Source organism: Lewinella sp. (genome assembly GCF_050633125.1).
GTDB lineage: Bacteria > Bacteroidota > Bacteroidia > Chitinophagales > Saprospiraceae > Lewinella.
In genome coordinates this window covers 59,367-71,994 of the sequence record NZ_JBOEFX010000022.1, presented here as the reverse complement: position 1 = coordinate 71,994, position 12,628 = coordinate 59,367, and the positions used below count along the sequence as shown (strand labels likewise).

Annotated in this window: 14 protein-coding genes; 10 read left to right on the top strand and 4 right to left on the bottom strand. The window is 44.1% G+C overall.

Annotated elements, in window-relative coordinates; translation table 11 throughout:
* The first annotated feature begins 15 nt into the window (after positions 1-15).
* Complete coding sequence (locus ACRBG0_RS06905) at positions 16-873, top strand: alpha/beta fold hydrolase (RefSeq protein WP_431486173.1); 858 nt, start codon at positions 16-18, stop codon at positions 871-873.
* 84 nt (positions 874-957) lie between these two features.
* Here the strand turns inward: ACRBG0_RS06905 and ACRBG0_RS06900 are convergent, their stop codons facing one another.
* A complete protein-coding gene (locus tag ACRBG0_RS06900; RefSeq protein WP_431486172.1) occupies positions 958-1,110 on the bottom strand; it encodes a hypothetical protein in 153 nt (50 codons plus the stop codon).
* Positions 1,111-1,134: 24 nt separating this feature from the next.
* Between ACRBG0_RS06900 and ACRBG0_RS06895 the strand changes: the two genes are divergently transcribed.
* A complete protein-coding gene (locus tag ACRBG0_RS06895) occupies positions 1,135-2,343 on the top strand; it encodes a bifunctional alpha/beta hydrolase/OsmC family protein (RefSeq protein ID WP_431486171.1) in 1,209 nt (402 codons plus the stop codon).
* 99 nt (positions 2,344-2,442) lie between these two features.
* Here ACRBG0_RS06895 and ACRBG0_RS06890 read toward each other — a convergent pair whose 3' ends face one another.
* Positions 2,443-3,318, bottom strand: a complete 876-nt coding sequence (locus tag ACRBG0_RS06890; protein WP_431486170.1) for an energy transducer TonB — start codon at positions 3,316-3,318, stop codon at positions 2,443-2,445.
* Positions 3,319-3,654: 336 nt separating this feature from the next.
* Between ACRBG0_RS06890 and ACRBG0_RS06885 the strand changes: the two genes are divergently transcribed.
* Genes ACRBG0_RS06885 through ACRBG0_RS06870 form a run of 4 tightly spaced genes read left to right on the top strand, consistent with a single transcriptional unit; the run spans position 3,655 to position 7,430 of the window.
* On the top strand, positions 3,655-4,458 hold the full coding sequence (locus ACRBG0_RS06885) for a DJ-1/PfpI family protein (protein WP_431486169.1): 804 nt from the start codon (positions 3,655-3,657) through the stop codon (positions 4,456-4,458).
* A gap of 49 nt (positions 4,459-4,507) precedes the next feature.
* The gene (locus tag ACRBG0_RS06880) at positions 4,508-5,425 is read left to right on the top strand and encodes a multicopper oxidase domain-containing protein (protein WP_431486168.1); all 918 of its coding nucleotides are present in this window, start codon (positions 4,508-4,510) and stop codon (positions 5,423-5,425) included.
* A gap of 30 nt (positions 5,426-5,455) precedes the next feature.
* Positions 5,456-5,884, top strand: a complete 429-nt coding sequence (locus ACRBG0_RS06875) for a hypothetical protein (protein ID WP_431486167.1) — start codon at positions 5,456-5,458, stop codon at positions 5,882-5,884.
* 34 nt (positions 5,885-5,918) lie between these two features.
* Positions 5,919-7,430, top strand: coding sequence for a tyrosinase family protein (locus ACRBG0_RS06870; protein WP_431486166.1), 1,512 nt, complete (start codon positions 5,919-5,921; stop codon positions 7,428-7,430).
* 123 nt (positions 7,431-7,553) lie between these two features.
* Here ACRBG0_RS06870 and ACRBG0_RS06865 read toward each other — a convergent pair whose 3' ends face one another.
* A complete protein-coding gene (locus ACRBG0_RS06865; RefSeq protein WP_431486165.1) occupies positions 7,554-8,354 on the bottom strand; it encodes a M48 family metallopeptidase in 801 nt (266 codons plus the stop codon).
* Between the two features lie 217 nt (positions 8,355-8,571).
* On the opposite strand from ACRBG0_RS06865, the gene ACRBG0_RS06860 reads away from it, so the two are divergent.
* The 4 genes from ACRBG0_RS06860 to ACRBG0_RS06845 all read left to right on the top strand — a co-directional run bounded on the left by ACRBG0_RS06860 (position 8,572) and on the right by ACRBG0_RS06845 (position 11,609).
* A complete protein-coding gene (locus tag ACRBG0_RS06860) occupies positions 8,572-9,141 on the top strand; it encodes an OmpH family outer membrane protein (protein WP_431486164.1) in 570 nt (189 codons plus the stop codon).
* Positions 9,142-9,222: 81 nt separating this feature from the next.
* The gene (locus ACRBG0_RS06855; RefSeq protein ID WP_431486163.1) at positions 9,223-9,732 is read left to right on the top strand and encodes an OmpH family outer membrane protein; all 510 of its coding nucleotides are present in this window, start codon (positions 9,223-9,225) and stop codon (positions 9,730-9,732) included.
* 2 nt (positions 9,733-9,734) lie between these two features.
* Positions 9,735-10,538 (top strand): glutamate racemase, encoded by an 804-nt coding sequence (murI, locus tag ACRBG0_RS06850; protein ID WP_431486162.1) that lies wholly within the window; start codon positions 9,735-9,737, stop codon positions 10,536-10,538.
* Between the two features lie 132 nt (positions 10,539-10,670).
* Positions 10,671-11,609 carry an energy transducer TonB gene (locus ACRBG0_RS06845; protein ID WP_431486161.1) on the top strand — a complete coding sequence of 313 codons (939 nt, stop codon included), beginning with the start codon at positions 10,671-10,673 and terminating at the stop codon, positions 11,607-11,609.
* A 61-nt stretch (positions 11,610-11,670) separates the two neighbouring features.
* On the opposite strand, the gene ACRBG0_RS06840 is transcribed toward ACRBG0_RS06845, so the two are convergent.
* On the bottom strand, positions 11,671-12,465 hold the full coding sequence (locus ACRBG0_RS06840; protein ID WP_431486160.1) for a DUF1223 domain-containing protein: 795 nt from the start codon (positions 12,463-12,465) through the stop codon (positions 11,671-11,673).
* Positions 12,466-12,628: the final 163 nt, after the last annotated feature.

Below are 12,628 nucleotides of genomic sequence, written 5' to 3'. Positions count from 1 at the left end.
AATTAATTAAAATTTATGAGCTTATTGTTTAAAACGGAAAAAGGTAAAGTTGAAATCCTGAAGCTATATGATGAAAAATTGGCGGCGTTAAACATTAATTATACCTACAAAGTAGTGGAAACTACTTTTGGTAAAACCAATATTATTATTGCAGGAGATCAATCAAAACCACCCCTCATTCTTGTCCATGGTTCCAATGGTTGTGCTCCTGTTGCTATTGAAACTTATAGTGATTTGATTGATTCTTTCGCTGTTTATGCCATAGATGTTTTAGCGCAACCAAATAAAAGCGCAGAAACACGTTTGAGTATGAAAGATGACTCGTATGGCCAGTGGATGAATCAAATAATAGATAAACTTGCTCTTGAAGAGGTTACACTAGCTGGCTTCTCTTTTGGAGGACTCGTGATACTAAAAACACTAATTAATAATGAGGATAAAATAAAGGAAGTGTTCCTATCGGCTCCAGCTTACATAGTGAACGGCAATCCTATTAAAGCATTGTTTAAGTTCTTCGTTCCTATGAAGCGCTATATGAAAACAAAAAAGACAAAATATCTCGAACGCTTTCTGGATGCTTCATTCACGGAAAAAGATGACTTTGCGCATAAATATTTATCGGCAGTATTCACTCATTTTTCAATGGATTTTACCCCTGTTCCTTTGATAAAAGCAAGTGAAGCGTCAAAAATTCGAACCCCAATAACATTGATTGCTGCAGAAGATGATATTATTTTTCCCGGTCGAAAAATGATAAAAAGAGCTAAGAAGATTTTCCCTTCTCTTAAGCACACTTTATTGTTAAGTAACTCAAAACATGTGCAAAATAAAAAAGACAATTCGACAATATCATCTTTAATTATGAATAGCTAAACTGCCAAACGATTATGCTCCTAAAACATGGCACGGTGTGTAGTCTAACCATTAGTTGGTAGTAGGTGAACATATGAATAGGGGCTAACCTCGAGGAATACCGATGCAAAAGCCAGAAGTAAGGGGAGAACCCATCCATCCATCCATCCAACCATCTAACAAACCAACCATCAAAACACCTGGTTTATCCGCTATTCGACAACTCATCCATGAGAATATTGGTAATTTTGAGGCCATATATTCATAGAATTTCCTACCATTATGGCCAGTACCAAAGTCTCTTTTACCAACAACACCGGCTATACCTTAGCGGCTCGTTTGGAGCTTCCTGTCAACCAGCATCCGGTGGCTTTTGCGATTTTTGCACATTGTTTTACGTGTAATAAAAACCTCACGGCTGTACGCAATATAAGCCGGGCGCTCCACCAAGGGGGAATAGCCGTTTTGCGCTTTGATTTTACCGGATTAGGAGACAGTGAAGGAGAATTTGCGGATACTAACTTTACGTCTAACGTCGCTGACCTTGAGGCTGCCGCTGCTTTTCTGGAGACCCATTATGAGGCACCGTCCTTACTTATTGGTCATTCTTTGGGTGGAGCCGCGGTTATCCATGTGGCTGATCGGTTACCTTCGGTCAAGGCCATTGTCACGATTGGTGCCCCACACGATCCTGCTCATGTCAACCATCTTTTTGATGAAGAAGCCCAGCAAATTGCGAAAGAAGGAGAAGCCGAAGTAAGCATCGGTGGTCGCTCATTCAAAGTGAAGCAACAATTTCTGGAAGACATCAAAGCGCATAGCCAGGAAGAGAAAATTAAACAACTCAATCGTGCGCTATTGATTTTACATTCTCCCCAAGATCTGACAGTTCCTATCGAAAATGCCGCTAAAATATACTTGGAGGCCAAGCACCCCAAAAGTTTTGTTACCCTCGATGGTGCCGACCATCTGATGAGCAATAAGGAGGATTCGCACTATGCCGGGCAAATAATTGCCACCTGGGTACAACGTTATCTCGAAGCTCCCGAAAAAGAAAAATTGGCCAGCGACCGCGAAGTAGTGGTGCGTTTAGGGCAGGATGGATTTACCTCCGAAGTAATGGTACGCCACCATAGCCTCACCGCTGATGAACCGGTAGATGTTGGAGGAAATGACTTTGGCCCCACTCCTTATGAATTGCTATCGGCCAGCCTTGGCGCTTGCACAGCGATGACGATGCAGATGTACGCCCGACGTAAGAAGTGGGACCTTCAAGAAGTAAAAGTACACCTCAGTCATCGCAAAGACTATACCGAAGACATGAACAACCCGGAGCAAGGCCAAAGTAAAATCGACCATTTTGATCGCTTAATTGAAATGGAAGGTAACCTCGATGATACCCAAAAAGCAAAGCTTATGGAGATTGCCGATAAGTGCCCCGTACACCGAACCCTGCACAGTGATGTAGTCGTAAAAACGGTGATGTTGTAGAGGGATGCGGGGCGGAACTACCGCCCCTTTAGTTAGAGCGTAGAGGGAATTGGGGATTCAACGATCTAACAAACAACCATCAACTATCTAACCAAAAAATCACTCCAACTTAAACCTCACCGGCAAATTAAACTGCACACGTACGGGACGGCCCCGTTGCTTGCCTGGTGACCATTTAGGTGCACTGTCTGCCATCAGTTGTACGACTCTTTGAGCCTCTGCGCCTAAGGTAGCCCCAGGGTCACGTACCATTTCAATCTGACTCAGCGAGCCATCTTTTTCGACAACAAACCGGATGACGGCAGTACCACTTACGCCATTTTCTTTCGCAATAGCCGGATACCGAACATGCTGGCCAATGAACTGAATAAGAGCCCGATCTGAGCATTTCCGTCTACTCGTTTCGTCTTCCAAGGCACCACAATCCCCGAATACAGGCATTTTTTCAGCAATGATGACGATGTCTGGTCCTTCGTCTTTGATTGGCGGAGGTGGCGGGATGTACTTGGGTGGCTCAGGCCGAGAAATGGTACTAGGCGCTATAGGGGTATTGCTACGAACATCCCCACTACGAAAAGTAACGGTGTCGACCGCAGGGTTAATAACGGCCTCAAATTTTGGCGGCGGCGGAGGAGGAGGTGGGGGAGGAGGATGCGTAGTAATAGGAGGCGCATGGTCTATTTCATCTTCCCACATTTCAAAGCCGCCGACGATGGTGGCGTCGGGCGCTGTAAACTGTGTCCAGTTGAACGCTAGAAAAGTAAACGCCAGTGAGCAGACCAGCCCCAAACGTAAGAAAATGGGTTGATAGCGGAAGACATCCACAGAGGAGTATTTTGTACGGGAACCGTGGCGACTCTCCTGCTTACGGTGGCGAAAAAGATACCGCCCAAGAAAACCTAAGCTTAGTAGCAGGAGTAGGATCATACCCGTTCCAAGCAGTACCTCGGTACCACTGAAATTAAAGTTCAGCATGATAAATGATTAATTAGAAATGAACAGAGATGTACGAAGTTTCTCCTGCAGGGAAGACAAGCTCTATAATACAAATCAAAGATGCATCAGGGGATTTTTTTGGTGTGTATGCCTGTGGGAGAATTCCAGAAAGTAAAATCGAAAACCTAAAGGGCATTTCATCGTATATCTAAGATTTTTACGTAACTTCGACGACCATCATTAGATTTTCTTGATGATGATATCTCCCCTCTAATTAAATATGTGTAAGCACATTCCGTGAGATTCCTCCATGTTTCGGAGGTAACCTTTTCTGCGTGGAATGAATATGACGTTTATTAAATAAAAACACCTGAAATGAAAAACAGCAACATCGTTAATATTGGTATTCCCATCTATGATGGTGTAGACTCACTTGATACCATTGGAGCTTTTCAGGCCTTTTTTCTCCTTAGTGGGGGACAAAAATACAGGCCTTTTTTGATCTCCGAAGACGGTAAGCCCGTTACGAGTCTTGAAGGAATCAGTCTTGGAGTAAAGTACTCTTTTGCTGACTGCCCACCACTTGATGTACTATTTGTTCCAGGAGCAGCCGGTTACCCTGACGGTTTTCCTGATAGCCGTGCCCAAAAGGTAGAAAACAACAGAAAGGAGGCCTCTTTGATCAAGTTTCGAGAACCCTATCTACAGTTTTTAGCAGAAAGCGCTAAAACGGCAACCTGGGTGACAGGGGTGTGTACAGGTACGATATTGATGGCAGCAGCAGGATTGCTTGATGGTCGCCGAGCCACCACGCACTGGGCTTTTAAAAACTCCCTGGAATTATTTCCTGAAGTAATTGTTGTCGATGGTTATCCTTCTTATGTCGTTGATGGCAATGTTGTGACAGGAGGAGGTATTTCATCAACCATTGATTGCGGATTGAAAATTGGAGCACTCATAGCCGGGGATCAGACTGCAAAGAATGCCCAGCTGACGATGCAATATGCACCCAATCCGCAATTTAAGGTAGGTAACCCAAACTTGGCCGATGAACAGACACTCAAGGAAACGACAGCAAATATGGCTGACTTGGTAGCTGGTACGGCTAAAACAGTGACTGCGTTTTTAGACCCCAAAAGAAAGAAAGCTCGTATCTCTAGGGACACGAAGAAGCTCTAAAGCCTTCTCTTGCGAAAAAGGAAATTGCGCTTAAAAGTCATCATAACGAATGAAAAGAGTAGTTCATTTACCATGTTTTCTGTACTTAATGTTCGTTTTCACAATGCTGAATGGACAGCAGGAACATTTGATCATTGGCCGGACAACAGGGGAAATTTTTCTTAACGAAGAAAAAATTCGGGTCTTTGGATTTACCAATACCTTGTCAGGGCAAGTAACGCTTCCAGGGACTACCATAGATGTCATGACAGGTGATAGTATTGTTATTGATTTTTGGAACATCTCGCAGGGCGATCCCCATGTTGTTTTCATGGACAGTATCTCTCTGAAAAGAAGAACCAGTGACGGCTTAATGGCTGAGAACCAAGCGGTATACCACATGGATCATGGCTATTATCATTTTACAGCACCAGCTCCTGGGACTTACCTCTACTATTGTTCGGAAAACTTCCCGGTCAATTTACGGGCAGGTATGTTTGGCGTAATGATTGTCCGGTCGGAAGTATCATCACTACCGGAAAAGCAAGAGTTGTTGTGGTGTAGCTTTGAAATGGATCTGGTTTGGCAGGAATTGGCGCTGTTGGATACCGAAAATGACCTGCCATCTAATGAACTCCCTGCTTACAAACCACAACATTTTCTTCTCAATGGAAAGCCTTTTAAGGAAACGGAGCCAATAGCATTAAAGACTGGAGATAGTAGCGAACCCATTTTAATTCGCCTGGTAAATGCCGGGCAATGGCAACAGGAAATTTCTTTTCCTAAAAACTTTAGGCTTCAACTGATGGACAACGGGAAGGCTTTGCTTAAAAGCAAGCGTTTTCAACAGCTGATTTTAGCCCCAAGAGAAACGTGCGAATTGTTGGTTCATCCCCCTTTTATGGATGGGAAAGACCGCATAAAGTATATTTTTCGTGATCCTGTCACCGGACGAATTAAACACCGAACTTTTCTGTCGATTTATTGAAAACACCTGAGATTTATAAAACCCATATTTATGAAAATTTTTCTTCTGACCATTTTTTTGCTGCCCTGTTCATGGCTACTGATCGCTCAATCAGCTGCTACTTTTGTGGTTGTTGGGGAAGACACCAATCGAGAGGTAGTTGCTGAAGGCGGGCGATTGGATATTTCAAAAATCAAAGTAGAGAACATTACCAAGCGGACCATTTACCTTGCTTGGGAAACGGTTTACAACTCTTTCCCTAAAGCGTGGGATTGCTCCATGTGTCAACACGGAGATTGCCAAATAGGGATTCCAAAAGGATCTGAGTTTAAAGCACTGCGTGCTGATCAGCAAGGTTTTATTGCTATCCACGTAATGCCGGGGAGCTATTCAGGCAAAGGAATCGTCAAATTTAAAATCTATGACAGGGAGTACCCTGAGCATTTTGAAACCCTCACTTTTGAGGTCGAAGTACAATAACAACCCATTATTCACGCGTATTAAATTTTTCATAATGAGAACCAACCTACTAAAAAAAGGAGCAGGTTTACTCGCGATTCTATTAATTGCGGTTACCACTTTTGGCCAAAGTCAAAGACTCCAAGTCGCGACAAAATCAGAAATGTATGTCCGAAAAAATGCAGCATCCCCGGAAGCTAAAGAAGACTTGGAGGCTATGGAAAGGGCCTTTAAGATTATGCGTTCCATGACCTGCGAAGACAGCCGTGCCTGGTATTATCAAGGGGCTATTCACAATATTCCTAAAGAAATCATTGGAGCCAATAAGCTGTGCCCACGATATGAAACAGAGAAGGATAAATTATTTGCCTGGGGCGACTGTACCCACACCAAAACAGAAGCATCCAGTCTGCATTTTTTGCTCTGGCACAGAATGTATACCTGGCATTTAGAACAGATCGTCCGAGAACTTTCCGGGAAAGCTGATTTTGCATTGCCTTATTGGAATTATGGTAGCGAAGTACTGTCTGATAATCAGCTACCCGCCATGTTTTTGGATAAGAAAGGTTCCTTGTACGAGAGTGCAAGATACAGCCTGCTCAATAACGGAAACCCTATTGATGACACCACAAGGATGGACATTAAAGAAGAACTTGACCGTTTGGCAATTACGGTAGGGTTTGCTGGTAAAGAGGGTTTTAGCCAACAAATAGAAGCCGCTCCCCACGGCCTAATGCATGATTACATTGGCGCCGATGGTAAGGAAACGTTCTTTAATCCTATATTTCAGAAGGAAATGTCGGGGTTGATGGCCAACGTCCCCTCGGCGGGTTTTGATCCCGCGTTCTGGTTGCACCATAGTATGATTGACCGTGTGTGGACACTTTGGGACCAATCAGAATACGGTGAAAGGCCTACATTGAAGCATATCAAAGTACAGCCCTGGGAGTATAATTTTATCCAACCCAATGGCGATGAGATCACCTATTCCCTCGATGAAGTATATGCCATCGTCTTCAACCCTGATTATGTTTACGATGATATGCAGGCTCCCGTATTTGCGGCAGTGCCAAAAGAACAAATGGAGGTTGCATCAAGAAGTATGTCGGTGCAAGACCCACCTAAAGAAAAGGTCATTTGGAAACAATCAGTAGGGGAGGTGATTACTAATCAACTAGTAATAGCGCAATCAAGAGAGCAACTCAGGCAAAATCGTAGTTTTATTAAATCAGAGAGAAGCTTGACAACAAGCAGATCGTTGTTACTGAAGCTAGACGTGTCTGTTTATAAGGAAATAGGTGATTATTACAAGGTTTATATTCATTACCCAGATGGGAAAAAAGCAGATCAATACATAGGTATGATGACCTTCTTCGGAGTGAGCCATGTCCATGATCTTGGAGAACTACATTCTTTTGAAGAAGAAGGAGCAGAACTCAGCTTCACTTACCGCGTTCCCGGGAATTTGCTTGAAGAAGGAGAGCTTTTTGAAATTAAGTTGATTAAACGGGGGCAAGGTGCAGGTAATGTCACTTTGGAATCTATCACATTGTCGGCTCAGGAGTAGAGGAGTACGTTTAGCTGAGTATCATTGTTGATTTCAAAATTGGAGACATGAGTCAGCACGGATTTGGGCCCTAGTCCAAATCCGTGCTGACTCATGTTTTATGTAGTCTCTAAGTGGATGTGCCTATTGCAATAAGCGTTTTATCCGCATGTACTCCCCGCGGTTGTCAGCGGTACCCCGGCAGCCCAGCTCTTGCGCTTTGGCGTCGATGTCAGCTACCCTGTTGCCTGGATTGGGGTGAGTAGACATGAATTCAGGCGGGCGGCTGGCGCTAGAGTCTTCCATCTTGCGGAAAAAACCTGCAGCGCCGTTGGCATTATAACTTGTGCCGCACAGGTAGATGACAGAGTACTCATCAGCTTCACTTTCGTGACCTCTACTGTTTTTTAAGCTGGCCAATCCCAAAGCAATTTGCTCAATCATACCTGGCTCAGCGTTGCCGGTAACTACACTGGCTAAAATTTGCAAACCATAAAGTTTGGTCATCTGCTGAGTACTATGGCGCTGAGCAGCGTGGGCTATCTCATGGCCCATTACGCCTGCCAGCTCATCTTCTGAATCCAGAAACTTGATCAATCCGGTATACACATAAATGTATCCACCTGGTGTCGCAAAGGCGTTGAGTGTTTCAGGGTCATCAATGATCTTTACCTCCCAAGCGAAATCATCTTTGTGAGCGACTTTGCCGGAATTAAGGATTTTGTCGGTAATACCTCTGATGTATTGATAGACCTCCCGATTGCTTTGCTCTGGAAGAATGGGGAACTCTGTGGGGTTGGTATTAATTTCTTGGCTTACCTGCCGGCCCAGCTCAATATCCTGTTCAACAGAAAACAAGTTGAGGCCTCCTCCGCTGCCACCACAGCCGATGGCAAAAAACGAGATGATCATGGTACCAATGAGTGCAAAACTGAAATATCGCATATTATAAAACGTTTGAGGTTGGTTGATAAGGAACAGCACCAACGTATTTTGTCAGGTGCAGACTATTAAACGTGACTAAACAACGAAAATGCTATAGACCTTGTTAAAAAAAAGGTAAGGGATTATAAAAATAATCCATAGCCGTTAAACAATAGTTAAAGACAGTAGCTAACTTCGGCCCTCTTTGTATCTTTTTCGTTGTTAATCCGTCCACAAGGTGAAGATAAATTTTAATTTTGGCCTTGAATTCAAAGCAATTAATTCATTACCCGTTATGATGTACCGCAAAATATTACCACTGTTCTTCGGAGCACTCTTCTTTTTCAGCCTTTCGGCCAATGCACAAAAAATCGCTTTTGTTGATGTTCAGGAAATCCTGGAAAACATCGTAGAATACCAAGAAGCTCAAACGGAACTCGATCGTTTGGCCAATCAATGGCGGCAGGAAATTGCCAAAGAATACGATTTAATTAAGGGCATGTACAACCAATACCAGGCAGAACAAGTCCTTCTTAGCGAAGACGCACGAAAGCAGCGTGAAGAAGAGATTATGAATAAAGAAAAAGCTGTACGAGATATGCAGCGCGAACGTTTTGGCCCAGAAGGGCAACTATTCAGTCGCCGCCAGCAGCTTGTACAACCGATTCAGGAGAAAGTCTACGCAGCTATCGAAAGTTATGCCAATGAGCGAGGTTATGATTTTATTTTTGATCGCTCTAGCGATTCAGGAATGATTTTCTCTAACCCCCAGTACAATAAAACGGAGGATATTCTTCGTAGACTTTAATTGGTTGAAAAAAAACAACTAATTTTGCCGGCCAATTCATTGATCACAACATTTGAGAGTTACACAAAATCACTAGAAGAGATGAAGAATGTATTTAAAATAGGCGCTTTAACCCTTGCAATGTTCGCCTTTGCTTTTACTGCTCAAGCTCAGCAGACCTTCGGTTACGTTGATGCTCAGGCCATTTTGGCGGAACTTCCTGCCGTAAAGCAGGCAGAAGCTAACCTGGAAGCACTACAGGCACAGTTGCAAAAGAAACTGGAAGCTAGTATTACCCAGTTTCAGCAGGATGTTCAAGCTTTCCAGCAGAAAGTAGAACGTGGAGAACTTTCACGGATACAGCAGGAAGAACAGCAGAGAGCGTTAGAAGCACGCCAGCAGGAATTAGCTCAGGAAGAGCAAGGCATGGTTCAGCAAATTCAGGATAAGCGCACCGAATTATTGGAGCCTATCTATGATAGCTTAAACGAAGCTATTGCATCTGTTGCTGAAGAAAATGGTTTCACGTTTATCTTCGACAAGCAAGTTCTACTGTACAGTGAAGAAAGCCAGGATATGAGCGAAGCTGTAAAGGCTAAGATCAATATCTAGTTTTGTCTTCCGGAAATAATAATCCGATTGGAGTTTTTGACTCCGGCATTGGCGGCCTTTCGGTCGCCAATGCTATTTCTGGTCTCTTGCCCAACGAGAGCCTAATTTATTTTGCGGATACCGGCCGGGTTCCCTATGGGCCAAGGTCCCGCAAAGAGATTACTGATTTCTCAGCAGAAATCACCCAGTTTCTACTGAATCATCAATGCAAAATGATCGTCGTGGCTTGCAATACAGCTACTGCGGCGGGCTTAGAATCCTTACGGGAGCAATGGCCCGAAATTCCTTTCGTAGGGATGGAGCCAGCCGTAAAACCGGCAGCAGAGGCTACCCGCTCAGGCAAGGTAGGTGTGCTGGCCACGCTCTCTACCATACGAAGCGAGCGCTATGCAGAACTGATGCGCCGCTATGCCGCAAATGTGCAAGTTTTTGAAAACCCTTGCATCGGCCTCGTCCCCCTTATCGAAGCAGGTAAACTTAATCACCCTGATACCATCGAGCAGCTAAAAGAAATTTTAGTTCCCATGCTGCAAGAGAAAGTCGATACCATCGTTTTGGGGTGTACGCACTATCCGTTTCTACTTCCCTTTCTAAAAGATATCGTACCAAACGACTGTAAGATTATTGACCCGGCTCCTGCTGTAGCTCGACAGGTAGCCAGGCGGTTGGAAAATCTAGCCTTAGCAGCCAGCTCTGCACATCAGGCCGAATACCAGTTTTATCGTTCTGGGGAGGTAGCAGACCTCTCCCTCTTTACCAGGCTCCACTGGCAGATGCACCCCGTGATGGAAATGCTTAAAGGTTAAAAGTTGTTGAAATAATAGCCCTTGTGATAAAGATTATCTTGTCATACTGACGAATGTCAGAAAAAGGAGGATAATATATCCGGAATTTAGTACCAAGATCAAGCATTTGATCAGTATTAAAACCAGCATATTATGTTTACTAACTTTTCCTTCACCGGCTCCGAAGTGTTTCTTGGTCTCGGCCTTCTGGCTGCCTTGGTCATCGGAATAATCATTGCGGGACGATATCGTTTATCGAACCTTGCCCAAACTAATCTCAAATCCCAACACGCAAATGATCCTGTAGGTGCTGAAATTAAGGCACGGAATAAGTATCCTGAAGTAGATGTGTTGCACAATACTGGTATCTTCTGGAAATTAGGATTAGTCGTCGTTTTGGCCCTTACGGTAATGGCTTTTAACTGGACACAGTTTGAGAATAAGGTCGATATTCCGGAAGGCGCAATGGAAATGGATTTTGACATTGAGATGGAGGCACCTCCTCAAACGACAACACCTCCACCTCCACCACCTCCTCCGCCCCCCGTCATTGAAGAGGTACCTTCTGATGCCGTTCTCCTTGACGAACAGGAAACGTTTTCCGATCAATCTGCTAGTGCTGATTTGGCGGTGAGTAATGCGCCTGTAACAAATGTAGATAAAGGGCCTGCCCCACCACCTCCACCACCTCCACCCCCCCAAGCATTGGAAGTGAAAGAAATTTTCAAAATTGTAGAGGATATGCCTCGCTTCCCTGGTTGTGAAGATGTTGGAACGAAAGAGGAAAAAATGGCTTGTTCTCAGCAAAAGTTGCTAGAGTTTATCTACGATAATATCAAGTACCCAGCTATCGCCCGTGATAATAATGTCTCTGGTACCGTAGTTGTCCGCTTTGTTGTACAGGATGATGGTTCTATTGAGGATGCAGAAATCCTCAGAGATATTGGCGCAGATTGTGGTGCTGAAGCACTTCGGGTAGTGAAATTAATGCGTAATCTTCCTGAAAAATGGACGCCAGGGAAGCAAAGAGGCCGTAGTGTGCCGGTTTACTTTAACCTTCCTATCAAATTTGTTTTGCAGGTAGATCATTAAAATATTTATAAGCATTATAGTAAAGGGATTCGCTGATAATACGGCGAATCCCTTCCTGTTTTTACAAGGCCACTTCAGCTGCTGCTAAAACAGTCAGCTGCTCAGCATCCTGTATAAAGAGAATGGCCTTGCCATTGGAAGAGGTGCCTAATGTGCTGGTGTCAATGGTTAAAGTACCTTGCGACTTAGGGTTGATCTCACTGGTTAATGCTCTTACTACATTGGTATGAGTGAGGTGGTGTCCGCTGTTTTCTCCACGGGGGACATCGTTGGCCAGGGCTGTTTCAACAAGCGCGATTTGCAATACAATGGTATTGGTTTCCCCGGTTATTTCATAAGTTATTTCTCTACTGTTTCTGTTGTTTTTAGCTGGGTTTAGGGAGGCCAAAAGGCTATTTGTTGGAGCTTGTTGGGATATATGCTGAATCGTTGCCCTGACTTCTTTTTCTCGTGACCCTACGTGAGCACGTTGGCCTTGGATAACCATTTGAGGGGTGTAAACCCGATGGTCGGGTAATACTTGAGCGTACTGGCGTTGGCGTTCGGAAAAAACAGCCTGACTGTAGGGATCTGTCCATCCCAGGCGATTCCAGTAGTCGACATGATAGGAAAGTGCAATTACCGCCATGTTGCCTTCTTCGGCTTCATCCACCAGCCGTTGTAATACCCGGTCTGCTGGTGGGCAACTAGAGCATCCTTGGGAAGTAAATAGTTCTACCAGAACAGTTTGGGGAGGTATTGTTTTATTTATGGCAGTAGGACTTGCGTCTAATTCGTTATTGTTACCTCCTCTTAAGCAGGCAATGAATAAGGCTGCTAATAGCAAGCTTCCAGTTATTTTTAATTGAAGAGGCATTATTTTCCTGCTTTTGGTATCGTAAAATAAACGCTATTTAATCTTGCTTCGTTGGTTAAAGGCCTGTACATTTACGGACAATATGAAAAAATTGGTTCAAAATATTACCTTTTTTGCGAGCCGCCGCCGCCTTGAGCGTCGTCGCCCTTTGGGGCGCAACACT